The sequence below is a fragment of the Mesorhizobium sp. WSM4817 genome (assembly GCF_055811135.1).
Window position 1 is genome coordinate 23,322 of record NZ_JBVVQQ010000008.1, and the last position, 23,498, is coordinate 46,819.

The following is a 23,498-nucleotide window of genomic DNA, read 5'->3' on the forward strand; positions in this document are numbered from 1 at the left end:
TCCGACCAGAAGCCGACCATCCTGGCTTGGTGGAACCTTCCCCACCGGAGCGGGGAAGGTCCTTTCATGCCGGTTCTTATTTGGCGTCTTCGATTGCGTTGACCAATTGGGTCACGGCCTCGTCCGAGGTCTTGATCTGGCCGTGGACGAATTTCGAGACGACGTCCTTGTAGGCATTGGCGACGGCCGGCGGCGCGCCATAGCCTTGCGCCAGCGAACCGAACAGCGTGCCGCCTTCGTTGGCGGCCTTCAGGTCGGCCATGCCCTTCTTGCCGCAAGCGTCGAAGTCGGTGTCGGGCACGTCGGTGCGGGCCGGGACGGAGCCCTTGACGACGTTGAAGGCCGACTGGAAGCTCTTCGACAAAGTTGCGGTGGCCAAGGCGACCTGCGCGGCCTTTCGGTCCTCCGGAACGTCGAACATGCCGAACATGTCGGAGTTGTAGACCACGCTGCCGTCGGTGCCCGGGAAGCGATAGCACAGGAAGTCGGTGCCCGGGGTCTTCTTGGCGGCGTTGAATTCGCCCTTGGCCCAGTCGCCCATCACCTGCACCAGCGCATCGCCCTTGATGACCATGGCGGTGGCGAGATTCCAGTCGCGGCCGGAGAAGTTCGGGTCGACATAGGTGACGAGCTTGGCGAGGTTGTCGAACGACTTCTTCATCGTGTCGGATTTCAGCTGCTCTTCGTCGAGGTCGTTGAAGGCCTTTTTGTAGAACTCAGGTCCGCCGGTCGACAGCACGACCGAATCGAACATGGTGGCTTCCTGCCAGTTCTGGCCGCCAAGCGCGAGCGGGATGACGCCCGCAGCCTTGGCCTTGTCGAGCAGCGCGATGAATTCGTCGAAGGTCTTGGGCTCGGTGCCGCCGATCTTGTCCATCACCGCCTTGTTGATCCACAGCCAGTTGACGGAGTGGACGTTGACCGGAGCCGCGACCCACTTGCCGTCATAGACCGAGAATTTCTGCAGGGCGGCCGGAACGGATTTGTCCCAGCCTTCCCTAACCGCCGCCTCGGTCAGGTCGCCCATCACGCCGGCTGCGGCGTAATCGAGCACGGTATAGCCGAGCATCTGCGAGGCGGTCGGGTAGTTGCCCGCCGCGACCATCGCCTTCAGCGCGGTCATGGCGGCGTCGCCGCCGCCGCCGGCCACCGGCACGTCCTTCCAGGCAAAGCCCTGCTTGGCCAGATCCTCCTTGAGCACGTTCAAGGCAGCCGCCTCGCCGCCAGACGTCCACCAATGCAGCATCTCGACTTCCTTGACGTCCTGGGCATGGGCCGCGAACGCAAGACCCGAGCCGAGAGCCGTTCCGATAAGCAATTTGCGCAACATGTACTTCCTCCCTTGTTGCAGCTACACGACCGGCTGATGTCCGCCGGGTTCTTCCCAACTCAGCCGACCCACCATCCGGTGCGCTGGCCGCGATGAAACTGGATCGTCTTTTCCTCGGTATAGTCCTCGACGGCGCGCTTGCCGAGTTCGCGTCCGAGACCGGACTGCTTGTAGCCTCCGAAAGGCAGCTCGGGATAACCTTCCATGAACGTGTTCACCCAAACGGTTCCCGAACGCACATTCCGCGCCACCGACATGCAGGTGTCGATGCTGGCGCTCCACACGCCCGCCGATAAACCATAGGGCGTGTTGTTGGCGATGCGCAACGCCTCTTCAATCGATTCAAACGTCAGCACCGAGAGCACCGGGCCGAACACTTCTTCACGTGCAATGGCCATGTCTTCGGTGACGCCGCGAAGGATAGTCGGGTCGAGATACTGACCGGCATTGGAGGCGATCTGCTTGCCGCCGCTATAGACGCTGCTGCCGTCGTTTGCCGCCGCCGCCACGTAGCCGGCGACCTTGGAAAGGTGCTCGGAAGAGATCATCGCGCCGACCTTGGTGCTGTCGTCGAGCGGATCGCCGACGATGACCCTTGCGGTGAGCGCCTTCACCGCGTCGAGGAAATCGTCGGCGATCGCCTCGTGGACGATTAGCCGGCTGCCGGCGTTGCAGCATTCGCCGGCGTTGAAAAAGCCGCCGAACACCGCCGCGTCTGCGGCGGCTTCGAGGTCGGCGTCTGGAAAGACAATCTGGCCGTTCTTGCCGCCGAGTTCCATCGAGACCTTCTTCAGCGCGTTCGCAGCCGACGCCATGGTCATCTTGCCGACCCGGGTGGAGCCGGTGAACGACACCATCTCGACCAGCGGGTGGGCGACCATCGGCGCGCCGACATCGGCGCCCAGGCCGGCGAGGATGTTGACGACGCCATCCGGCAAGCCGGCCTGCATCAGGATGTCGCCGAGCACGAAGGTCGAGGCCGAGGTCATCTCGCTCGGCTTGACCAGCGCCGTGCAGCCGGCGCCGAGCGCGAACGGCAGTTTCTGGCTGACGATGAGGAACGGAAAATTCCATGGCGTGATGATCGAGACGACGCCGATCGGTTCACGCAGCACGACGCCCAGCATGGCATCGCCGAGGTTGGCGTAGGTTTCGCCATGCAGCGTGCGGGCAAGCGCCGCGGCATAGCGCCAGATGTCGACGGCACCGCCGATCTCGCCGCGCGCCTGGGCGATCGGCTTGCCGGATTCCAACGCGTCGAGCCGGGCAATCTCCTCGAGCCGCGCCTCGATCAGGTCTGCCGCCTTGAGCAGGATTGCGGCGCGCTCGCCGGCCTTCATACGCGGCCAGGGGCCGATCTCGAAAGCCTTGTGCGCGGCCTGTACCGCCGCCTCGACTTCGGCCGCGCCGGCTTGCGCATAGCGCGAAACGGTAAAGCCGTGGCCGGGGCTGTTGCGCTCCAGCGTGCGGCCGTCGCGGGCATCGACGAACTTGCCGTCGATCAGCAGCCGGTAGGTCTTCGGTGCTGCGGATGCCTCGGCGGGCATGGCGATGGTGAGGGGCAAGTTCATGTGAGTTCTGGGTTCCGCTTGCATTCTAGGATCTTGAAAACGCTAGTTTCCGCTTGGCCTTGAAAGCGTCGACACCGACCTTGAGGTCTCCGGTCAGCGCGATGAAGCCGCTGGCCAGCGCCTCTGTCGCGGCAGCACTTTCCTCGCCCTCGGCGACCGCGATCATCAGCTTGGCGGCTTCGGTTGCCAGCGGGCCGCGCTCGGCGATCTTGCCGGCCCAGGCCTTAGCCTCGGTGAATGCGTTGCCCGTTTCGACCACCCGGTCGACGATGCCCAGAACGAGTGCTTCGGCAGCCACGAACAGTTCTCCGCCAAGCGCCATGCGCCGCACCGTCTGGGCGCCGAAGCGGCGCACCGCGCGCTGCGTGCCGGACCAGCCGGGCACCACGCCGATCGAGGTTTCCGGAAAACCCAATTTGACCTGCGCCTCGGCGACGCGGAAGTCGCAGGCGACCGCCAGTTCCAGCCCGCCACCCAGTGCATGGCCGGACAGAACGGCGATCGTCGGCTGCCGCAACCGCGCCAGCCGATCGAAGACGCGGTGGCCGTAGCGAACCCATTGCACCTGGAAATCGGCGGCGCTCATTTGCGACCAGGCTTCGACGTCGCCGCCGGCGCAAAAGCCCTTGCCTTCGCCACACAGCAGCACGACACGAACGCTGTCCGCAGCTTCCGCCGTATCGAGCGCGGCTTCCAGCGCGCGCAGCATCGGGATGTCGAGCGCGTTGAATTTCTCCGGCCGGCGCAGCGTGACGATGCCGATGGCACCGTCTGTTTCAAAGCTGACGAGACGCTCAGCCATGCGCGCCCCCAAGGGAGGCGCCGCCATTGAGCGACAGTCCGATCGGCCGGTCACGGTAGAGCGCGTCCGGCGTGACCTTCAGGTCGTTGGCGACGGCGAGCGGGATCTCGGCCTGCGCCAGCACGTCGCGCTCTAGGTCGATGCCCGGTGCCAACTCCATAACCATCAGCCCATCCGGCGTCAGCTTCATGACGCAGCGCTCGGTGACATAGGTGATGTCCTGTCCTTGCGCGACAGCGCGCTTGCCCGAGAAGGAGATGTGCTCGACCTCGCCGACCACCTTCTTGACCTTGCCTTCCCCGTCGATACGGATGCCGCCATCGGCCAGCGACAGTTTGGCGCCGGCATTGAAGAAACCGGAAAAGACGATCTTCTTCGCCCGCGCGGTGATGTCGACAAAACCGCCGGCGCCGGCGGTGACATGCGGCCGCGCCGAAAGCTTCGACACGTTGACCGAGCCATGGCGGTCGATCTGCAGGAAGGACAGCAGCGACGCGTCGAAACCGCCGCCCTGGAAATAGATGAACTGGTGTGGCGAAGGCATGAACGCGTCGGCGTTCGACGAGCAGCCGAACTTGAAGTCGAGCAGCGGCACGCCGCCGACCGCGCCCTGTTCGATCACCCAGGTGACCTTGCCGTGCTGGCCCTCCTCGATAAGGATGCGCGGCACGTTGGCCGAGATGCCGAAACCGATGTTGACGGCCATGCCGTCGGCAAGCTCCATGGCGACGCGCCGCGCGATGACCTTCTGGACGCTCATCTCGGCGTTGCGGAAAGTCGACAGCGGCCGGAAGATCTCACCGGAGATTGCCGGGTCGTAGGGTGTCAGCGTCGTCTGCAGCTGGTCGGGCGCCGCCACGATATGGTCGACCAGCACACCGGGCACGCGCACGTCATGCGGCTTCAGCGTGCCGTTCTCGACGACGCGCTTGACCTGCGCGATGACGATGCCGCCATTGTTGCGGGCGGCGAGTGCCTGCTCCAGCCCGCCGAGATAGGCGCCCTCGTGCTCATAGGTGAGGTTGCCGCGCTCGTCGGCGGTGGTGGCGCGGATGATCGAGACATCAGGCACGATCGAGCGGAAATAGAGCCATTCCTCGCCGTCGAACTGCTGCACCGAAACGATCGGCTCGCTGGCTGCCGCATTCATGGCGCAGCCCTGATGACGCGGGTCGGCGAAGGTGTCGAGGCCGACCTTGGTCAGCACGCCGGGGCGCTTGGCGGCGGCCTCGCGATGCATGTCGAACAGGATGCCTGACGGCACGTTGTAGGCGGCGACCGAATTGTCACCGATCATCTTCCAGATCTGCGGCGGTTCAGAGGATGAAGGGCCGGACGGATAGGAGCCGCACAGCGTGCGCTTCAGCAGGCCGGGCTTGGCCAGATGGTCGATACCCCTGATGCCGTACATGTCGCCGGCGGCGATCGGGTGCAGCGTTGTGATGTCCTTCGGATGGCCTTGCGCGTCGAAGCGCTCGCCGATCGCGGCAAGCACCGCATCCGGGCAGCCGAGGCCGCTCGACGACGACACCGAAACGACCATGCCGTCGCCGATCAGGCTGGCGGCTTGCGCTGCGGAGACGAGTTTGCTCACGCTGCGCCCCCGAGATTCGGATCGATCGCGACCGATTTTCCGGACCTGGCTGATTGCAACGCGGCTTCGGCTGATGTCAGCGACCACACGCCGTCCTCGCCGGTGGCCGACGGCTGGCCTTCGCCACCGATCGCCGCGTGGAACTGGCGCAGGGAACGGACATAGAGATCTTCGCGGTCGAAGCTCAATTCCTCCTCGCCCTTTGCCGTGCGCAGCAGCACAGAGCCGATCGGCTTCTGCGTCATCACATCTTTCGCGATCAGGGAGCCTTCGCTGCCATGCACCTCGAAGCCGGTGCCGGCGAATTTGATGGTGAAGCCTTCATGCGACTGGGCGATGATGCCCGATCTGAAGCGCCAGATGCACATGGCGCCGTCTTCCAGCCCGCCGCTGGCCATGCCTGCGGCCTGGGTGAACGCCGAAACCTCGAGCGGATCGTCGCCAAGCACGAAGCGCAGCGTGTCGGCATCGTGCACGGTGATATCGAGCACCAAGCCGCCACCGGCTTCCGGCCTGGTGATGCGCCAGCCCTGCAGATTTTCAGGCAGATAGACCGAGTGGAAGACGCGCGCGGCAATCGGCTTGCCGATGCGGCCGTCGGCAATGGCTTCGCGCATCGCCCGGTGCGAGCCGGCATTGCGCAGATGATGGTTGGTGCCGAGCACGAGACCGGCCGCCTTGGCGGCGGCGACCATCTTCCGCGCATCGGCGCTGGTCAGCGCCAGCGGCTTTTCGCACAGTACATGTTTTCCCGCGGTGATGGCGGCTAGTGCCTGTTCGAGATGCAGTTCGTTGGTGGTCGAGATGTAGACGGCGTCGATGCCGGAGCCGAGCAACGCATCGAGCGTCGAGACGGCGAGCGCAATGCCGTTCTCCTTGGCATAGGCAGCGGCGCGCTCCGGGCTGGAACTCATCACCGCCGCGATCTCGCTGTTCGGTTGCGCGCGAATGGCGTTGATCACGAATTGCCTGGCGATCGTGCTTGCGCCGATCAGTCCCCATCTGACGGTCATGCCGCGTCTCCCATTCCGGCACGGCGATCAGGACCGCAACTGTCCCTGACGACGAGGTTGACGGCACCGATATGATCCTCGGCGCGCGTGGTGCGCGACTGGATCATCTTCAGCATGACATGGGCGGCGCGCTCGCCGAGGCCTGCCGAATCCACCGCGACACTGGTCAGCGCTGGCATGTAGTGCTGGGCTTCGATCACGTCGTCGAAGCCGACAACGGCGAAATCCGCGCCGGGCTCGAGACCCCGCTTGCGCAGCGCCAGCATGACGCCGAAGGCAACCGCATCGTTGAAACACAGCGCCGCGGTCGGCGGCTCGGCCATGGCGAGGGCCGTCTCCAGGCAGGCAATGCCGCCCTTGCGGCTGGTTTCGCCTTCGACGACCAGTGTATCGCGCTTGGCGATGCCGAGCCCCTCGCAGGCCTCGCGAAAACCGCCCAGCCGCTCGTGATAGACCACCAGATCCGATGAGCCGCCGAAGAACGCCAGCCGGCGATGCCCTTTGCCGATCAGATGGGCGGTGGCGAGCCAGGCGCCGCGATGATTGTCGGGCGCTATCACCGGGATGCGGCTTTCAGGAAGGCGGCGCATGGTGAAGACGATCGGAAGGCCCGCCATCTCGATGCGACGGAAAGCACCAGGGGTCGTGCCGCGCGCCGGCGACACGATCAGCCCGGCGACACCTTGCTCCATCAGCGATTTCAGCACCTCTTCCTGGCGCACCGGGTTTTCCGCCGTGTTGGCGATGAACGGCACGATGCCCGCCGACTGGAACACACGCTCCATGCCGACCGCCATTTCGGCGAAGAACGGGTTGGTAAGGTCGTTGATGACCATGCCGATGACGTTGGAATGGGCCTTGCGCAGATTGGCGGCGCCGCGGTTGTAGACATAGCCGACAGCCTCGATCGCCTTGCGAACCTTCAGCGCGGTCTCAGGCCGGATCAGATCGCTGCCCTGCAGCACGAGCGACACTGTCGACTTGGACACGCCCGCCTCTCGGGCAATGTCGAGTATCGTCGCCTTGGGCCTGCTGGCCATTCAGATACGTCCTCCGGTGCTTTCCGGCCGAATTTATTGGAACGTTCTAATTCTGAGCTGGATTTGAGTCAATCAGGATTTTTCCAGAATTCGAAAAATTTGGCAATCGGCGGCTTAAATGCCGCTCTTAAACGGCTTTCTTCGCTGCGATGTAGCATTCTGGGGTATAGATCGAGAATCCACAAAGGCCCTTGATTTGTTGGAACGTTCCATTTAATAGCGCGACGAAGGGAGAGATCGATGGACATTGCCTTGCCCGGGGAGGGCGGTCGCAGCACTCGCTACCGCCTTGTCGGCCAGCCGGCACAGCCGGTGATCGGCGCGCGGTTTTCGCGCATCGCCTATGCCGCCGCCCATATCGTTGCCGATCCCCTCGCGATGACCGATCCGTGGTCTCATCCTGCGGTCGACTGGGAGCGCACGATGGCGTTCCGCCATCATCTGTGGCGGCTCGGCTTCCGCATCGCCGAGGCGATGGATACCGCGCAGCGCGGCATGGGCTTCGACTGGACAAACGCCAGGGAATTGATCCGCCGCTCGATCGCCGAGGCGCGAACCGTCGAGGGCGCCGATCTCGCCTCAGGTGCCGGAACAGACCATCTGGCGCCGGGCGCCGCCAGGACGCTCGACGATGTCATCGCGGCCTATGAAGAGCAGTTCGACTTCATCGAAGGCCTGGGCGGCAAGGCGATCATGATGGCCAGCCGGGCGCTGGCGACTGTCGCCAAGGGTCCCGACGACTATGTCAGCGTCTATGATCGGATCCTGTCTCAGGCATCCGGCAAGGTCATCCTGCACTGGCTGGGCGACATGTTCGATCCGGCGCTTAAGAATTATTGGGGCAGCCATGATTTCGACACCGCGCTCGATACGGTCGTCGCCATCATCGAACGCCACGCCGGCAAGGTCGAGGGGATCAAGATATCGCTGCTCGATGCCGGCAAAGAAGTTGCCCTGCGCAACCGGCTGCCGGAAGGCGTGGTCATGTTCACCGGCGACGATTTCAACTATCCCGAGCTGATCGCCGGCGATGGCGAGAGACATTCGCACGCGCTGCTCGGGATTTTCGACGCTATCGCGCCGGTCGCCAATGCCGCGCTGGCGAAACTGGCCGCTGGCGACCGTTCAGGCTATGACGCGCTGATGGCGCCGACGGTATCGCTGTCGCGGAAAATCTTCGAGGCGCCGACCGAGTACTACAAGGCCGGTATCGTCCTCATGGCGTGGCTGAACGGCCACCAGGACCATTTTTCGATGGTCGGCGGCATGCAATCGGCGCGCGGCATTAGCCACTATGCCGATGTGTTCCGCCTTGCCGACCAGGCCGGATTGTTGGCCGACTCGGAGCTTGCCATCGCCAGAATGAAGAACCTGTGCGCGGTGGCGGGTGTCTGACCGCCATAGCACAAGAAGAGCTCGCCCGAATCTCCGATTTGGCTTGTCCGGGCAAATCTGTATGCGCTATGCGTCCGACGCAGGACCATCCGGCACGCCGACGCAAGATGGTCATAGCGGCCGTTCTGCATAGGGATACGCCAATGGATTTCGACCTAAGGGGTAAGCGCGTTTTCGTGGCCGGGCATCGCGGCATGGTCGGCTCGGCCATATTGCGCAGGCTGGCGGACGAGGACTGCGAGGTCCTGACCGCATCCCGCGATGAACTCGACCTGATGGACCAGGCCGGCGTGCGGCGCTGGATGGCAGACCACAGGCCGGATGCGGTGGTGATGGCGGCGGCCAAGGTCGGCGGCATCCTGGCAAATAACAGGTTGCCGGTCGATTTTCTGCAGGACAATCTCATCATGCAGACCAATGTCATCGAGAGCGCCTTCCGCAACGAAGTGCAGAAATTGTTGTTTCTCGGTTCATCCTGCATCTATCCGAAGTTTGCGGCGCAGCCGATCTCCGAGGATGCCTTGCTGACTGGTCCGCTCGAACCGACCAACGAATGGTATGCGATCGCCAAGATCGCTGGGCTGAAACTGTGCCAGGCCTATCGGCGCCAATACGGTGTCGAGTACATCTCGGCGATGCCGACCAACCTCTATGGCCCCGGCGACAATTTCGACCTCTCCACCAGCCATGTCGTACCAGCCCTGATGCGCAAGGCGCACAAGGCCAAGCGCGCTGGCGACAAAACCCTGGAGGTTTGGGGATCGGGCACGCCGATGCGCGAGTTCCTGCATGTCGACGACGCCGCCGACGCTCTGGTCTGGTTGCTGAAAAACTATGCCGGCGACAGCCACGTCAATGTCGGCTCGGGCGAAGACATCACCATTGCCGAGCTGGCCCGCACCATGCTCTCCGTCGTCGGCGCCGAGGCGGTGCTCACATTCGATGCGACGAAGCCAGACGGCACGCCGCGCAAGCTGATGGACGTGTCGCGCCTGTTTGCCACGGGCTGGCGCCCGCGGTACTCGCTTCAGAGCGGATTGGAGCAGACCTATGCCTGGTTTCTCCAGCATATCGAGACGGGCGATCTCCGCCTCGGCGCGGCTTGATCGTCGACGCTGATTGATGCCAGCAAGGCCTCCCGTGTTGGACACCGTCCCACAACGGCATTCGTCCTGTCGTCCTGCATTCGTCGGCTTCTTCGCCCGTACTGATGCGTATCACCTTCACGGAATCACCTCGGCGGTCGCTTTTGGCCATGGGACCTCTAGGCACGTCGAATCACCTTCTTGCTGTTCTTGCAAATCGAGCAGATGCCGTACTCCGGACAAAGTCGTTGGTGGTCGCCAGAGCGCCGGTCACTTGCGCCGGGTGCGCCGTGTCGTTGGATAGGCCAACGCCGACCGCGATGCATTTGTTGCACACCGGCTGCGGACGATGCTGCGTAATGAAGTCGTTGATTTTCTGCGGAACCGACACGGCGATCCTCCCTTGCCGCGAAGCGTAGAGGAAGATGTGTCGGATCGCGACAGGCCAGGCGTCAAATTTCAAACTGAGGCACTACCCAATCGTTGCCATTTGTTGACCTCTGGTCTTTAGTTTCCGGCCACAGGTGATTTGGGAGAATGTCGGGTTTGAACCAGCAGCAGCTTTCGTCGTTCATCTGGTCCGTCGCGGACCTGCTCAGGGGGGACTACAAGCAAGCCCACTACGGCAAGGTCATTCTACCCTTCACCGTTCTTCGGCGTCTGGACTGCGTGCTGGAGCCGACCAAGGAAGCCGTGGTGGCCGAACATGCCGCAAAGACCGCGCAAGGGATGAACCCTGAGCCCTTTCTTCTGCGCAAGGCCGGGCAGAGCTTCTACAACACCTCAAAGCTCGACATGCGCAAGTTGATGGGTGACCAGGACAACATCGCCCAGAACTTGTTCGCCTAGAACTGGAGCCCGCATGAGCCTCGACAAGATCATTGCATCGATCCACGGCATGGACGCCAAACGTCGCGCTGAAACGCGGAGCAATGCGGAAAGGAAGCGCGACGATGCGCATATGGGCGCAGACGCTCGTCGGGTGATTGAGGAACTGGACGCTCAGGAGGCAAGAGAAGCGGCTGCGCTCTCCGATCGCGTGTCGAACCTGCCGGTCGCGAAGCGGGTGGTCGAAGCGTTTTCGTCCATGACTGAAAACGAGCGCAACATCGTCCAGGTGCTGCTCGACCATCCTGGCGAAACGTCTACGGGCCTGAGTAGTGCCTTGGGATGGGGTGGACAGACTTGGCACATGCACTTTGGAGAGATGTGCAAGAAGCGGGAAACGCGTCTGTGGCCTGCTGAGCCGGCGGTAGTCCGCGACGCAAACTTCTACTGCGGCATCCTCGCCAATCTCTCAGCCGACAACCGCTGGACCATCAAGCCGGAAGTGGCGGAAGGCTTCACGGCACTTGGGTTGCGGGCGAAGAAGAAATGACCCTCCACAGGGAGATCGGTTCAACCGCGCGCGTGCACTTATGGAATGAACGGGATACGGGCGGGAAACCCCTTCTGCGAGCCCGAACCTGATATTTGTCCTGTCCCGATGTTTGCGGATTGTAGCCATGATGGACCGTTTGCTGTGACCACGTGTGACCAGCAGCGAATTCAAAGGACCTTCAGGAGGTGCAGCGTTCCTGATTTTAAGGGGAGCCAGTGGACCGGATGGTGGGCGTGACAGGGATTGAACCTGTGACCCCTGCAATGTCAATGCAGTGCTCTCCCGCTGAGCTACACGCCCATCCGAAGCCGCGCATACACCATTTTTGCTCCGGCGCGTCAATAGCAGGAAAGGGAAAGAAAAGGTTCGCCTTGCCACGCCGTCGAAGGCGCGCCGGAAGCCGGCGGCGGAAAGCGTGTCAGGCTGCCTGCAGCATCTTTTCGACCTCGTTGACGAGGTCGCGCAGATGGAACGGCTTCGACAGCACCTTGGCGTCTTTCGGCGCCTTGGAATCCGGATTGAGCGCAACGGCCGCGAAGCCGGTGATGAACATGACCTTGAGGTCGGGATCGATCTCGGTGGCGCGTCTAGCGAGTTCTATGCCGTCCATCTCCGGCATCACGATGTCGGTCAAGAGCAGCGAGAACGGCTCTTCGCGCAGCCGCTCATAGGCGCTGGCGCCATTGTCGAAATCGCTGACCTGGTAGCCGGCACGCTCCAGCGCCTTGACGAGGAACCGGCGCATGTCATCGTCGTCTTCCGCCAGTAGAATGCGTGCCATCTTATCCCGTCCGAATCACCCGCCCGAGACTGCCGTGGGGCAGCCCGTTAACCATCCTGTATATGAGGAGGCGAGGGTAAACATCAAGTGAACGATAAAGGCCCGATCCGGCTTTAACAAAGCGCTCCGGACGCCGAAACGCTGGACATGCGGCCGGGGAGGTGGCACCTTTCCAACCATGATGCATTGGTGTTTCCGGGTTCGTTCAAATTGAAAACGGCAGCCGAGGATTTTTCGGTCGTTCCCCCCTTCGAAATCCGGTCGGGCGCCGAACAGCGTGTTCCCTTCCTCTTCAACTCGCCGCATAGCGGCCGTCACTATCCGGACCGGTTCCTGGCCATGGCAAGGCTGGACCGAAACGCCATCCGCCGCTCCGAAGATTGCTATGTCGACGAATTGTTCGGTGGCGCTGTTGCGCTCGGCGCGCCGATGCTGGCGGCAAACTTCCCGCGCGCCTATCTCGACGTCAACCGGGAGCCGTGGGAACTCGATCCGCGCATGTTCGCCGAACCGGTGCCGTCGTTCTGCAACATCCGTTCGGCGCGCGTCGCCGGCGGGCTTGGCACCGTGCCCAAGCTGGTAGGAGAGGGGCTCGAAATCTATGCCGGCCGCTTGCCGTTGGCGGAAGCCGTCGGGCGCATCGAGGCTGTCTACAAGCCTTATCACGAGACGCTAAAACGGCTTTTGACCAGGACCCATGCGCGGTTCGGCTTTGCCGTGCTGATCGATTGCCACTCGATGCCGGCGAGCATCAGGGTCGGCGACAGCGGTGTCAGGCCCGACTTCATCGTCGGCGACCGTTTCGGCATCTCCGCCGCGGCAGCGTTGACCGAGACGGCGATCGGCCTGCTGATCGGCATGGGCTATACCGTCGCCCATAACAAGCCTTATGCCGGAGGCTTCATCACCGAGCACTATGGCCGCCCGGTGCGCCACCTCCATGCACTGCAGATCGAGGTCAATCGCGGGCTTTACATGAACGAGCGGACGTTCCAGAAATCCGCCGGCTTCGATGCGCTCGCCGACGATCTGGCGCAATTCTCGGCCGACCTGATGGCGATGCCCGACCACAATTTTATCGACCTGCCGCTTGCCGCCGAATGATTGCCGAAAAACGAAACGAGATCTGGCGCCGGCATCGGGGTGCGGGTCGGGACGCGCAATCGGCTGAGTGCCGCGCCGAAAAAAAGACCGCATCGTTTGCACGACACGGTCGAAGTCTAGGGAGGAAACGCCCAAGGAGGGCATGGACAGGAGAACCTGTCCGAGAACAAATCTATTGTGCGATGCACAAATGTCAAGCCGCCGTGCGGCGTTTTTAATTCACTATGATGTGGAAACTGCGTTTCGAGGGCGCCAGCGTTGCATTCGAGCAACAGTCGTCGATGCGCAAAATCCCGCACGCCCTTGTTTTGGCGGAAATCCACAGGCAGACGATGGTTCCAGCACGCTAAAGCGCCTCGCGTTTGACCGGACGACGCGCTTTAGGTTGTTGTTTTATGCATGTCGTTATCGCAAAACCGCTGCACACTTTTGCGCGACATGCATTACGCGGGAGAATCAGTTGGACATCAGCATCGATTTCATGCGGCGCATTGCGGATGCCGCCGCAGCCGAAACCTTGCCGCGCTTCCGCAGCCAGGGCGCAGTCGCCAACAAGGAGCAAGGCAGCTTCGACCCGGTCACCGAGGCCGACCGCGAGGCCGAGCGGGTCATCCGGGCGCTTATTTCAGCGGAATATCCCGATCACGGCATCCTCGGCGAGGAGCATGGCAGCGAGAACATGTCCAGCAGGCATGTCTGGGTGATCGATCCGATCGACGGCACCCGTGCCTTCATTTCCGGCCTGCCGGTGTGGGGAACCTTGGTCGGGCTGACGGTCGACGGCGATGCCGTTGCCGGCATGATGTCGCAGCCCTTCACCGGCGAGCTTTTCTACGCCAACGCGTCCGGCGCCCATTATGAAGGCCCGGGCGGACCGCGAAGGCTGACCACACGCAAGACGACAAGCCTCGCCGAGGCGACGCTGTTCACCACCACGCCAGCACTGTTCAAGGGAGATGCGCGCCTGCGCTACGACCTGTTCGAGCGGCAGGTCCAGCTCGCCCGCTACGGTACCGACTGCTATGCCTTCGCCATGGTCGCGGCGGGAAGCGTCGACATCGTCGCCGACCCCGATTTGAAACCCTACGATATCGTCGCGCTGATCCCGATCATCGAGAAGGCCGGCGGCGTCGTCACCACCTTCGAAGGCGGACCGGCGGAAAGGGGCGGCGACATCCTGGCTGCGGCAACGCCGGAGCTTCATGCCGCCGCGATGGCGGCGTTGCGTGGCTGAACCGGCTGGGCAGATGGCCATTCGCACTGAGGTGCCCACGGCGACGATAACCCAATGCTCCTGACGGCAGGGTGTCAGCAGCTCTCGGCTATGGAGACAATGCCACGGGAGGGAGTCTCATGCCGACGCAGTCAACAACCAGCCGTTCCGAAGATGCTCCAGCAGAAAATGCGCCGGCAGAAAATGCTCCATCAGATGGGCGGGCCGATTTCGATTTCTTCTTCGGACGCTGGAACGTCAGTCATCGAAGGTTGCAGGAGCGCCTGCAAGGCGACACGAACTGGGACGTGTTTGGCGGGACATGCGAGGTGCGCCCGATCCTTGGCGGGCTCGGCAATGTCGATGACAATGTGATTGAATTGCCCGGCGGCGCCTATCGCGCCGCCACGCTGCGGACCTTCGATCCGGCGACGAGACAATGGTCGATCTGGTGGATCGACGGCCGCAGCCCGGCGACCATCGATATTCCGATGCGCGGCGCCTTCGAAGCAGGTGTCGGCACATTCCTATGTGAAGACGTCTTCGACGGACGCGATATCCAGGTTCGCTTCCTGTGGTCGCGGATTACTGAAAAATCGGCGCGCTGGGAGCAGGCTTTTTCACCGGATGGCGGCAAGACCTGGGAGACCAATTGGATCATGGATTTCGCCCGGCAAGTGTAGGCCGACGATCGACCTGGCAGACATTTTTTCAAGCCAAGGCATTCTTTCAAGCCAAATCATGGATTTTCAATGATTTGGAGCGGTCTTTTGGCGTCCGGAGGGAGCGCGGCACTCAATCAGGCGTTGTCGTCGCTTCCCGGAATGAAGGCATCGAAGGCGGCAAAGAACTGCTCGCGATAGAAGTCGGTCTCCTGCAATATTTCATGGCGCGCACCATCGATCACCAGCAGCGAACCGAGACGCAGACGTCTGGTGTAGGTTTCCACCGCTTTCGTCGAGACGACCTGGTCGGCGCCGGCGGCGACCACCAGCAAGGGAACCCGGATCCTGGCCATGAAGTCGGGATCGCTGATGACCTCGGAGGCCTGCGCCGCCGCTTTCAGCCAGCGGATCGTCGGGCCGCCGAGCGCCAGCTGCGGGTAGGTTTCGTAGAGCAGCGTGTTGCGCCGATACCGCTCGGGATCCGATGTCACCTTGTTGACGGCAAAGGGTATGGTTTTTCTGGGCCGCGGACCCCAGGCGGCATAAAGCTTGCCAAGGCCCAGCAGACAGAACAGCGAGCAGAGGCGGCGAACGGTGGTTGTCGAGACCGGCAGGTCGGGCACCGCCAGGAAGGGCGCGATCAGCACCATGCGCCGTACGCGGTTCACCATCGACGGCCCGGCAAGCAGCGTGATCACCGCCCCGGCCGAATGGGCCAATATGTAATACGGCCCCCGGCAGTCGGGCAGCACGATCTCCTCGAAGAACTGTTCCAGGTCGCCGGTGTAGTCGAAGAAACTGCGGACATAGCCGCGCTCGCGATCGCTGATCAGCCGGTCGGAACCGCCTTGGCCGCGCCAGTCAAAGGTGGCGACGCCAAAGCCGCGGTCGGCGAGGTTGCGGATGGTCTCGAAATATTTTTCGATGCACTCGTTGCGGCCGGTCAAGACGACCACGGTACCCTTCATCGGGCGGGCAACGGCGGCAAAGAGGCCATAACGGATCTTCTTGCCGTCGCGCGTGGTGAAGAAACCACCGGCCGCATTTTCCGGCAGCGGATTGCCCGGAATTTCGCGGAAGAGGGGAATTTTGTCGAGGAGGTCCGTCATTCGGCGCTGCGTTTCAAGTGTCGCTGCCTGCATGGCGCAAGCTGTGGTAGGCATAGACGCCCGATGCAGCAAAAGCAAAGGGCAGCAAAAGCAAAGGAATTCCGGACGCGTTGGAAACGCTGAACGAGCCAGCCGGCGAGTGAGGCCGAAAGCAGCTTGCGGCATGCTTCCGGCCCCCGTCGATCCGGGAGGAAGGGACGTTACACCCGGTCGGCCCCGTTGCGGCATCTCGCGCATAACCGCGAAAACCGCAGCCGATTTCGCCGTGAATCATGCGCAATCAAAGTGTTACAGCTTCCTTTTGCGTGTCCGAGAGGACGCGCGACGCCGTAACCGCCGCCTGTTCCTTGATCCTGGAAGCAGTCTAGCGCGACTTAGCTGAACGTCCGCCGAAGTCGCGGTTCATCTGCCGTTCATCGAGGCGGCAGAATCTTGAAATGCCTTCTCGTGCTCCCCAAATGTCTTTTGCGGCCGCCAATGTCGGGGCCGCTGGCCCATCCGGAACGCCATCACGGGTTTCGCACCGGTCATACGTTTGTTGCTCAACAGGAGAACACACTATGCGTCACGTTGATTTTTCCCCGCTTTATCGTTCGACCGTCGGTTTCGACCGGCTGTTCACCATGCTCGATTCGCTTGCGCAGCCGGAAGGTGCGCAGACCTATCCGCCCTACAACATCGAGCGCACCGGTGAGGATTCCTATCGCATCTCGATGGCGGTCGCCGGCTTCTCGGACGATGAGCTCTCGATCGAGGCTCACCGCAACGTTCTGACTGTCAAGGGTGAGCGCAAGGAGGGCAATGGCGAAGGCTCCGAACTGCTCTATCGCGGTATCGCCAGCCGGGCCTTTGAGCGCCGCTTCCAGCTTGCCGACCATGTTGATGTCGTCGGCGCCTCGCTGAAGAACGGCCTGCTCTTCGTCGACCTCAAGCGCAATATTCCCGAGGAACTGAAGCCGCGGAAGATCGCGATCACCGCGTCTTCGGCGAAGGCCAAGCAGATCGAGGCCAAGACCACCGCGTAAGCTGCGTCACAAAGACGACCTAACAGGCGAGGGCGGCGCCTGGCGCCGCCCTTTTGATGGATAGGTGCCGCTATCCAGCAATTAGCTCGCCAAAGCGGTCGACCTCTTCGGCCGTGGTCGCAAAGCTGGTGACGAAACGATAGAGCGCTTCGTCCTCGCCGATATGGCCATCAAAGTCGTGCGGCTTGTGCCAGTCATAGAAGGCGGCACCGGCCAAAAGCACCCGTTCCGCCTTGGCCTTTTTCATCACCGCGAACACTTCGTTGGCTTGCGGCAGCCAGGCCAGACGCGCCGACGGGGAATCCTCGATCAGTGCTGCGAGGCGTGCTGCCATGGCGTTGGCATGCCGGGCCGTGTCGAGCCACAGGTGGTCCTTGAAATAGGCTTCGAACTGCGCTGCGATGAAGCGCGATTTCGAGAACAATTGCGCCGCGCGCTTGCGCAGGAAGGCCAGTTCCCTGGCGCGGTCGAGGTCGAACAGCACGATAGCCTCGGCGCACCAGCAGCCGTTCTTGGTGCCGCCGAAAGAGAGGATGTCGACGCCGCCCTTCCAGGTCATCTGCGCCGGTGTTGTCTCGAGCGCGACCAGCGCATTGGCGAAGCGGGCGCCATCCATGTGCAGCGGCAGTTTGTGATGCTTGGCGATCGCCGAAATCCTGGCAATTTCGTTCAGTGTGTAGATGGTGCCGACCTCGGTCGACTGGGTGATCGACACCGCCATCGGGCGCCCGGAATGGACGATTTCAGCCGCGAACCGGCCCACCGCCCTGTCCAGCCTATTCGGATCGATCTTGCCCAGCGCACCGTCGACGGCATGGAGCCGTGAGCCGCCGGTAAAGTATTCCGGGGCGCCGCATTCATCCTCGATGACATGCGACTCTCGATGGCAGAAGGAAATGCCGCCCGATTTGTTGTAGGCGGTCAGCGACAGGGAATTGGCGGCGGTGCCGGTGGCCACGAAAAACACCGCGACCTCGCGCTCGAAGATTTCGTTGAAGCGCTGGTATGCGGCCTCGTCGAGGGCGCCGTCGCCATAGGCGGTGGAAAAGCCGCCGGCATGGGCCGACAGGCCCGCGGCGATGCTGGGATGGGCGCCTGCCCAATTGTCGGAAGCGAAATTCATGCGTTTGCCTGTGCTGGGAAAATCGAGGCGACCTTGGCCGCTTTCGCATGCCGCTCGCAAGTGCCAAGCGGCGGAAAAGCGGTAAAGCCAGTGAGAGCGGAGAACAGGACATACGGTCGAAGGTTGCGTCTTGGCGTCGCCGCGCGTAATTTTCTGTCGCGGACAGCCCAAGATTGTTGTGAATCGGTCTTGTGCGCATCCGCAATTTCTGTCATAAAAATTTAGGACAGTAGTGCTGTCTTATTTTGTCGCACAAAACAGGCTGGATTGGCGTATCATTGGGCCTCTCCGGCCGTTGCCGCGAGCGACAGGTAGACAGCCCGGCTCTGGCCTGTACGATTGCCGGATGCGAACCAGGCCGCCTGGTTCGGGAAGGATTTCGCAAGACGTGCCGCAAGGATGAGAGGGAAGCACATGCGCTTCCCAACGGAAACCAGCGCCCCAAGGGCTGGCATGGAGGACAGGACGATGACGGAAGTGACGCCATCTGCGACGAACGGCCCGGCCGCGCAGACGAAAGCGCCAGCCGTCAAAAATCCGTCCATCGCCACTGGCCTGACCAAGATCGGGCGGACCCCTACCGGGTTCGCCGCCCACGGCCTTTACGATCCGCGCAACGAGCACGATGCCTGCGGCGTCGGCTTCATCGTCAACATGAAGGGCGTGAAGTCGCATCAGATCGTCACGGACGGCCTGGCGGTGCTCGAAAATCTGACGCATCGCGGCGCCGTCGGCGCCGACCCGCTGATGGGCGACGGCGCTGGCGTGCTGGTGCAGCTTCCCGACCGCTTCTTCCGCGAGGAGATGGCCAGCCAGGGCGTCGAACTGCCCAAGCCCGGCCATTACGCCGTCGGCCATGTGTTCATGCCGCGCGATCCTGAGCTTCAGGCGCATATCGAAGGCATCATCGCCGAGGTCGCGCAGCTCGAAGGCCAGCCGCTGCTCGGCTTTCGCGACGTGCCGGTCGACAATTCATCGCTGTCGAAGGCGCCTGATATCGCTGCTTCCGAACCGGTCCAGCGGCAGGTGTTTCTGGGTCGTGGCGCCGAGATCGAGAGCGACGACGATTACGAACGGCGGCTCTACATCCTGCGCAAGGTCATTTCCGGTCGTATCCATGAAGAGACCAAGGGCGTCGACAATGGTTTTTACGTCGTGTCGATGTCATCGCGTACCATCGTCTACAAGGGCATGTTCCTGGCCTATCAGGTCGGCGCCTATTACAAGGATCTGACCGATCCGCGTTTCGAGACGGCGCTGATCCTCGTCCACCAGCGTTTCTCGACCAACACCTTCCCGTCGTGGAAGCTGGCGCATCCCTATCGCATGGTCGCCCACAATGGCGAGATCAACACGCTGCGCGGCAACGTCAACTGGATGGCGGCGCGGCAGGCCTCGGTCGATTCCGAACTGTTCGGCAACGACATCTCCAAGCTGTGGCCGATCTCCTATGAGGGGCAGTCGGACACCGCCTGTTTCGACAATGCGCTCGAGTTCCTGACGCAGGGCGGCTACTCGCTCGCCCACGCGATGATGATGCTGATCCCCGAGGCCTGGGCCGGCAACAAGCTGATGGATCAAGATCGCAAGGCCTTTTACGAATACCACGCCGCCCTGATGGAGCCGTGGGATGGGCCGGCGGCGGTGGCCTTCACCGACGGCCGCCAGATCGGCGCCACACTCGACCGCAACGGGCTGCGCCCGGCGCGTTACATCGTCACCGACGACGATCGCGTCATCATGGCCTCGGAAGCCGGCGTGCTGCCGGTGCCGGAGGAAAGGATCGTCAAGAAGTGGCGGCTGCAGCCCGGCCGCATGCTGCTGATCGACCTGGAGAAGGGCCGCATCGTTTCCGACGAGGAGATCAAGTCGGAGATCGCGACCAGGCATCCCTACAAGAGCTGGCTCGCCAACACCCAACTCATCCTCGAAGACCTGAAGCCGGTCGAGCCGCGGGCGCTGCGCAGGGACGTCAGCCTCCTCGATCGCCAGCAGGCGTTCGGCTTTACCCAGGAAGACACCAAGCTGTTGATGTCGCCGATGGCGACCACCGGCCAGGAAGCGGTCGGCTCGATGGGCACCGACACGCCGATTTCGGCGATGTCGGACAGATCGAAGCTGCTCTACACCTATTTCAAGCAGAACTTCGCCCAGGTCACCAACCCGCCGATCGACCCGATCCGCGAGGAACTGGTGATGAGCCTGGTGTCCTTCATCGGGCCGAGGCCTAACATCTTCGACCTCGTCGGCAATTCGCGTCGCAAGCGGCTCGAAGTGCGCCAGCCGATCCTGACCAATGGCGATCTTGAGAAGATCCGCTCCATCGGTCATACCGAGGACCGTTTCGACACCAAGACGATCGACATCACCTATGCTTCGAACGAAGGCGCGGCCGGCATGCAGGGCGCCATCGACCGGCTGTGCGAGCGCGCCGAGGCGGCGGTCGCCGGCGGCTACAACATCATCATCCTGTCGGACCGTCAGCTCGGACCGGACCGTATCGCCATCCCGGCATTGCTGGCGACGGCGGCGGTCCACCATCATCTGATCCGCAAGGGATTGCGCACATCGGTGGGGTTGGTGGTCGAGTCCGGCGAGCCGCGCGAGGTGCATCACTTCTGCTGCCTTGCGGGCTATGGCGCCGAGGCGATCAATCCCTATCTCGCCTTCGACACGCTGCTCGACATGCACAAGCGCGGCGAGCTGCCGGCCGAAGTCGACGCCAATGAGGTCGTCTCCCGCTACATCAAGTCGATCGGCAAGGGCATTCTCAAGGTGATGTCGAAGATGGGCATCTCGACCTACCAGTCCTATTGCGGCGCGCAGATCTTCGACGCCATCGGGCTGAAGACCGATTTCGTGCAAAAATATTTCACCGGCACCGCGACGCTGATCGAAGGCGTCGGGCTGGAAGAGATCGCAGCCGAAACGGTCAGCCGCCACGCCGACGGCTTCGGCAACGACCCGGTGCTGCGCAACAGCCTCGAGGTCGGCGGCGAATACATGTTCCGCATGCGCGGCGAAGCGCATATCTGGTCGCCCGATGCGGTGGCCACCCTGCAGCACGCAGTGCGCCAGGGATCGTGGCAGACGTTCAAGGACTATTCCGCTCAGATCGACAGCGAGACGGCGCGGGCGCAGAGCATTCGCGGCCTGTTCAAGATCAGGCTGGCCGAAGAAACCGGGCGCAAGAAGGTCGCGCTCGACGAGGTCATGTCGGCGGCCGATATCGTCAAGCGGTTCTCGACCGGAGCGATGTCCTTCGGCTCGATCTCCAGGGAAGCGCACACCACGCTGGCGCGCGCCATGAACGCGATCGGCGGCAAGTCTAACACCGGCGAGGGCGGCGAAGAGTCCGACCGTTACCTGCCGCTGCCGGACGGCGGCAAGAACCCCGAGCGTTCGGCGATCAAGCAGGTCGCTTCCGGGCGTTTCGGCGTGACGGCGGAGTATCTGGTGAACTCCGATGTGATGCAGATCAAGGTGGCGCAAGGAGCGAAGCCCGGCGAGGGCGGTCAGCTGCCCGGTCACAAGGTCGATGCCACCATTGCCAAGGTCAGGCATTCGACGCCCGGCGTCGGCCTGATCTCGCCGCCGCCGCATCACGACATCTACTCGATCGAGGATCTGGCGCAGCTGATCTACGACCTCAAGAACGTCAACCCGGCGGCTGATGTCTCAGTCAAGCTGGTCTCCGAAGTCGGTGTCGGCACCGTTGCGGCCGGCGTCGCCAAGGCGCGCGCCGATCACATCACCATTTCCGGCTATGACGGCGGCACCGGCGCATCGCCGCTGACCTCGCTCAAGCACGCCGGCAGCCCGTGGGAAATGGGCCTTGCCGAGACGCACCAGACGCTGGTGCTCAACGGCCTCAGGTCGCGCGTCGCGCTGCAGGTCGATGGCGGCCTGCGCACCGGCCGCGACGTTGTCATCGGCGCGCTGCTTGGCGCCGACGAATTCGGCTTCTCGACCGCGCCGCTGATCGCGGCCGGCTGCATCATGATGCGCAAGTGCCATCTCAACACCTGCCCGGTCGGTGTCGCGACGCAGGATCCGGTGTTGCGCAAGCGCTTCAAGGGCACGCCGGAACATGTCATCAACTTCTTCTTTTATGTGGCGGAAGAGGTGCGGGCGCTGCTCGCCGAGATGGGCTACACCCACCTCGACCAGATCATCGGCGACACCGACCTCTTGGAAAAGCGGGGGCTGATCCAGCACTGGAAGGCACGCGGGCTCGATTTCAGCAAGATGTTCTTCAAGCCGGATGCGCCGCATGAGGCGGTGCACTGGACCGAGCGGCAGAAGCATCCGATCGACGACGTGCTCGACCGCAAGCTGATCGAGTTGGCCAAGCCGGCGCTGGACGCCAGGCAGCCGGTCAGCATCGAGCTGCCGATCCGCAATGTCGACCGTTCGACCGGCGCCATGCTGTCGGGCGAAGTGGCAAAGCGCTTCAAGCACAAGGGCCTGCGCGAGGACACGATCTCGGTAAAACTCACCGGAACCGCCGGCCAGTCCTTCGGCGCCTTCCTGGCGCGTGGGGTTTCGTTCGAGCTGGTCGGTGCGGCCAATGACTACGTCGGCAAGGGCCTGTCGGGCGGCCGCATCGTCATCCGCCCGCCGGAGAACACGAAGATCGTCGCCGCGGAGTCGATCATCGTCGGCAACACGGTGCTCTACGGCGCGACCGAGGGCGAGGCCTATTTCTGCGGCGTCGCCGGCGAGCGTTTTGCGGTTCGCAATTCGGGCGTCGCCGCCGTCGTCGAAGGCGTTGGCGACCATGGCTGCGAGTACATGACCGGCGGCATTGTCGTCGTCATCGGGCAGACCGGCCGCAACTTCGCCGCCGGCATGTCGGGCGGCGTCGCCTATGTGCTCGACGAGGTGGGTGATTTCGCCGAGCGCTGCAACATGGCGATGGTCGAACTGGAACCCGTTCCCGAAGAAGACGACCTGATGGAGAAACTGCTCCATCATGGCGGCGATCTCGACCACAAAGGCCGCGTCGACGTGTCCGGCGACATGACCAGCCATGATGAGGAGCGGCTCTATCAGCTGATCTCGAACCACGTCCATTACACGGGTTCGGTGCGTGGCCGCGAGATCCTCGACAACTGGGCGACTTTCCGGCCGAAATTCCGGAAGATCATGCCGGTCGAATACCGCCGTGCGCTGATCGAAATGGAACGCATGCGCATGGGCGTTGCGGCGGAATAGGCTTTGGGAGTTGCCGGGAAGCCAAGCTTCCCGGGCGACGCCTTCATCAA

General features: G+C 62.9%; 19 protein-coding genes and 1 tRNA gene. 9 read left to right on the forward strand and 11 right to left on the reverse strand.

Going from position 1 to position 23,498, the window contains the following annotated elements:
- Window positions 1–76: 76 nt before the first annotated feature.
- The 7 genes from AC0L2K_RS13505 to AC0L2K_RS13535 form a co-directional block, all read right to left on the reverse strand.
- A complete protein-coding gene (locus tag AC0L2K_RS13505; protein ID WP_473531556.1) occupies window positions 77–1,330 on the reverse strand; it encodes an ABC transporter substrate-binding protein in 1,254 nt (417 codons plus the stop codon).
- A gap of 59 nt (window positions 1,331–1,389) precedes the next feature.
- Window positions 1,390–2,901: an aldehyde dehydrogenase family protein gene (locus AC0L2K_RS13510; RefSeq protein WP_473531557.1), complete on the reverse strand. Its 1,512-nt coding sequence runs from the start codon at window positions 2,899–2,901 to the stop codon at window positions 1,390–1,392.
- A 25-nt stretch (window positions 2,902–2,926) separates the two neighbouring features.
- A complete protein-coding gene (locus AC0L2K_RS13515; protein WP_473531558.1) occupies window positions 2,927–3,703 on the reverse strand; it encodes an enoyl-CoA hydratase/isomerase family protein in 777 nt (258 codons plus the stop codon).
- Complete coding sequence (locus tag AC0L2K_RS13520; RefSeq protein ID WP_473531559.1) at window positions 3,696–5,297, reverse strand: acyl CoA:acetate/3-ketoacid CoA transferase; 1,602 nt, start codon at window positions 5,295–5,297, stop codon at window positions 3,696–3,698. The genes AC0L2K_RS13515 and AC0L2K_RS13520 overlap by 8 nt, the downstream gene beginning before the upstream one ends.
- Entirely contained in the window at window positions 5,294–6,310 is a 1,017-nt protein-coding gene (locus AC0L2K_RS13525) for a Gfo/Idh/MocA family protein (RefSeq protein ID WP_473531560.1), read from the reverse strand. The genes AC0L2K_RS13520 and AC0L2K_RS13525 overlap by 4 nt, the downstream gene beginning before the upstream one ends.
- Window positions 6,307–7,350: a LacI family DNA-binding transcriptional regulator gene (locus tag AC0L2K_RS13530; protein WP_473531561.1), complete on the reverse strand. Its 1,044-nt coding sequence runs from the start codon at window positions 7,348–7,350 to the stop codon at window positions 6,307–6,309. Before AC0L2K_RS13530 ends, AC0L2K_RS13525 begins: the two co-directional genes overlap by 4 nt.
- A gap of 68 nt (window positions 7,351–7,418) precedes the next feature.
- Complete coding sequence (locus AC0L2K_RS13535; RefSeq protein ID WP_473531562.1) at window positions 7,419–7,598, reverse strand: hypothetical protein; 180 nt, start codon at window positions 7,596–7,598, stop codon at window positions 7,419–7,421.
- Between AC0L2K_RS13535 and AC0L2K_RS13540 the strand changes: the two genes are divergently transcribed.
- The 4 genes from AC0L2K_RS13540 (at window position 7,591) to AC0L2K_RS13555 (ending at window position 11,208) form a co-directional block, all read left to right on the forward strand.
- Window positions 7,591–8,745 carry a dihydrodipicolinate synthase family protein gene (locus tag AC0L2K_RS13540; RefSeq protein WP_473531563.1) on the forward strand — a complete coding sequence of 385 codons (1,155 nt, stop codon included), beginning with the start codon at window positions 7,591–7,593 and terminating at the stop codon, window positions 8,743–8,745. The genes AC0L2K_RS13535 and AC0L2K_RS13540 overlap by 8 nt on opposite strands.
- A gap of 143 nt (window positions 8,746–8,888) precedes the next feature.
- Window positions 8,889–9,851 carry a GDP-L-fucose synthase gene (gene fcl / locus AC0L2K_RS13545; protein ID WP_473531564.1) on the forward strand — a complete coding sequence of 321 codons (963 nt, stop codon included), beginning with the start codon at window positions 8,889–8,891 and terminating at the stop codon, window positions 9,849–9,851.
- A gap of 516 nt (window positions 9,852–10,367) precedes the next feature.
- A complete protein-coding gene (locus tag AC0L2K_RS13550) occupies window positions 10,368–10,679 on the forward strand; it encodes a type I restriction-modification system subunit M N-terminal domain-containing protein (protein ID WP_473531565.1) in 312 nt (103 codons plus the stop codon).
- A 13-nt stretch (window positions 10,680–10,692) separates the two neighbouring features.
- On the forward strand, window positions 10,693–11,208 hold the full coding sequence (locus AC0L2K_RS13555; RefSeq protein WP_473531566.1) for a hypothetical protein: 516 nt from the start codon (window positions 10,693–10,695) through the stop codon (window positions 11,206–11,208).
- A 228-nt stretch (window positions 11,209–11,436) separates the two neighbouring features.
- Here AC0L2K_RS13555 and AC0L2K_RS13560 read toward each other — a convergent pair.
- A tRNA-Val gene (locus tag AC0L2K_RS13560) sits at window positions 11,437–11,511 on the reverse strand.
- Window positions 11,512–11,629: 118 nt separating this feature from the next.
- The gene (gene cpdR, locus AC0L2K_RS13565) at window positions 11,630–11,992 is read right to left on the reverse strand and encodes a cell cycle two-component system response regulator CpdR (RefSeq protein ID WP_006199474.1); all 363 of its coding nucleotides are present in this window, start codon (window positions 11,990–11,992) and stop codon (window positions 11,630–11,632) included.
- A gap of 147 nt (window positions 11,993–12,139) precedes the next feature.
- Between cpdR and AC0L2K_RS13570 the strand changes: the two genes are divergently transcribed.
- From AC0L2K_RS13570 to AC0L2K_RS13580, 3 genes are all read left to right on the forward strand, one after another.
- Complete coding sequence (locus AC0L2K_RS13570) at window positions 12,140–13,096, forward strand: N-formylglutamate amidohydrolase (RefSeq protein ID WP_287227850.1); 957 nt, start codon at window positions 12,140–12,142, stop codon at window positions 13,094–13,096.
- 460 nt (window positions 13,097–13,556) lie between these two features.
- Window positions 13,557–14,330: a histidinol-phosphatase gene (hisN, locus tag AC0L2K_RS13575; RefSeq protein ID WP_128247064.1), complete on the forward strand. Its 774-nt coding sequence runs from the start codon at window positions 13,557–13,559 to the stop codon at window positions 14,328–14,330.
- Window positions 14,331–14,449: 119 nt separating this feature from the next.
- Entirely contained in the window at window positions 14,450–14,992 is a 543-nt protein-coding gene (locus tag AC0L2K_RS13580) for a DUF1579 family protein (RefSeq protein WP_473531567.1), read from the forward strand.
- A gap of 116 nt (window positions 14,993–15,108) precedes the next feature.
- On the opposite strand, the gene AC0L2K_RS13585 is transcribed toward AC0L2K_RS13580, so the two are convergent.
- Window positions 15,109–16,083: an alpha/beta fold hydrolase gene (locus AC0L2K_RS13585; RefSeq protein ID WP_287241917.1), complete on the reverse strand. Its 975-nt coding sequence runs from the start codon at window positions 16,081–16,083 to the stop codon at window positions 15,109–15,111.
- A 560-nt stretch (window positions 16,084–16,643) separates the two neighbouring features.
- Between AC0L2K_RS13585 and AC0L2K_RS13590 the strand changes: the two genes are divergently transcribed.
- Window positions 16,644–17,108, forward strand: a complete 465-nt coding sequence (locus AC0L2K_RS13590) for an Hsp20 family protein (protein ID WP_023798077.1) — start codon at window positions 16,644–16,646, stop codon at window positions 17,106–17,108.
- Window positions 17,109–17,178: 70 nt separating this feature from the next.
- Here AC0L2K_RS13590 and AC0L2K_RS13595 read toward each other — a convergent pair whose 3' ends face one another.
- Window positions 17,179–18,231: a threonine aldolase family protein gene (locus AC0L2K_RS13595; RefSeq protein WP_473531568.1), complete on the reverse strand. Its 1,053-nt coding sequence runs from the start codon at window positions 18,229–18,231 to the stop codon at window positions 17,179–17,181.
- A 468-nt stretch (window positions 18,232–18,699) separates the two neighbouring features.
- Here AC0L2K_RS13595 and gltB point away from each other — a divergent pair, with 468 nt between their 5' ends.
- On the forward strand, window positions 18,700–23,448 hold the full coding sequence (gene gltB / locus AC0L2K_RS13600) for a glutamate synthase large subunit (protein ID WP_473531569.1): 4,749 nt from the start codon (window positions 18,700–18,702) through the stop codon (window positions 23,446–23,448).
- The last annotated feature ends 50 nt before the right edge of the window (window positions 23,449–23,498 follow it).

Bases quoted from the DNA above. Each gene is read 5' to 3' on its own strand.
- AC0L2K_RS13505 (WP_473531556.1), bottom strand. From the start codon at position 1,330: ATGTTGCGCAAATTGCTTATCGGAACGGCTCTCGGCTCGGGTCTTGCG.
- AC0L2K_RS13510 (WP_473531557.1), bottom strand. From the start codon at position 2,901: ATGAACTTGCCCCTCACCATCGCCATGCCCGCCGAGGCATCCGCAGCA.
- AC0L2K_RS13515 (WP_473531558.1), bottom strand. From the start codon at position 3,703: ATGGCTGAGCGTCTCGTCAGCTTTGAAACAGACGGTGCCATCGGCATC.
- AC0L2K_RS13525 (WP_473531560.1), bottom strand. From the start codon at position 6,310: ATGACCGTCAGATGGGGACTGATCGGCGCAAGCACGATCGCCAGGCAA.
- AC0L2K_RS13530 (WP_473531561.1), bottom strand. From the start codon at position 7,350: ATGGCCAGCAGGCCCAAGGCGACGATACTCGACATTGCCCGAGAGGCG.
- AC0L2K_RS13540 (WP_473531563.1), top strand. From the start codon at position 7,591: ATGGACATTGCCTTGCCCGGGGAGGGCGGTCGCAGCACTCGCTACCGC.
- AC0L2K_RS13535 (WP_473531562.1), bottom strand. From the start codon at position 7,598: ATGTCCATCGATCTCTCCCTTCGTCGCGCTATTAAATGGAACGTTCCA.
- fcl (WP_473531564.1), top strand. From the start codon at position 8,889: ATGGATTTCGACCTAAGGGGTAAGCGCGTTTTCGTGGCCGGGCATCGC.
- AC0L2K_RS13550 (WP_473531565.1), top strand. From the start codon at position 10,368: ATGTCGGGTTTGAACCAGCAGCAGCTTTCGTCGTTCATCTGGTCCGTC.
- AC0L2K_RS13555 (WP_473531566.1), top strand. From the start codon at position 10,693: ATGAGCCTCGACAAGATCATTGCATCGATCCACGGCATGGACGCCAAA.
- cpdR (WP_006199474.1), bottom strand. From the start codon at position 11,992: ATGGCACGCATTCTACTGGCGGAAGACGACGATGACATGCGCCGGTTC.
- AC0L2K_RS13570 (WP_287227850.1), top strand. From the start codon at position 12,140: ATGCGGCCGGGGAGGTGGCACCTTTCCAACCATGATGCATTGGTGTTT.
- AC0L2K_RS13580 (WP_473531567.1), top strand. From the start codon at position 14,450: ATGCCGACGCAGTCAACAACCAGCCGTTCCGAAGATGCTCCAGCAGAA.
- AC0L2K_RS13585 (WP_287241917.1), bottom strand. From the start codon at position 16,083: ATGACGGACCTCCTCGACAAAATTCCCCTCTTCCGCGAAATTCCGGGC.
- AC0L2K_RS13590 (WP_023798077.1), top strand. From the start codon at position 16,644: ATGCGTCACGTTGATTTTTCCCCGCTTTATCGTTCGACCGTCGGTTTC.
- AC0L2K_RS13595 (WP_473531568.1), bottom strand. From the start codon at position 18,231: ATGAATTTCGCTTCCGACAATTGGGCAGGCGCCCATCCCAGCATCGCC.
- gltB (WP_473531569.1), top strand. From the start codon at position 18,700: ATGACGGAAGTGACGCCATCTGCGACGAACGGCCCGGCCGCGCAGACG.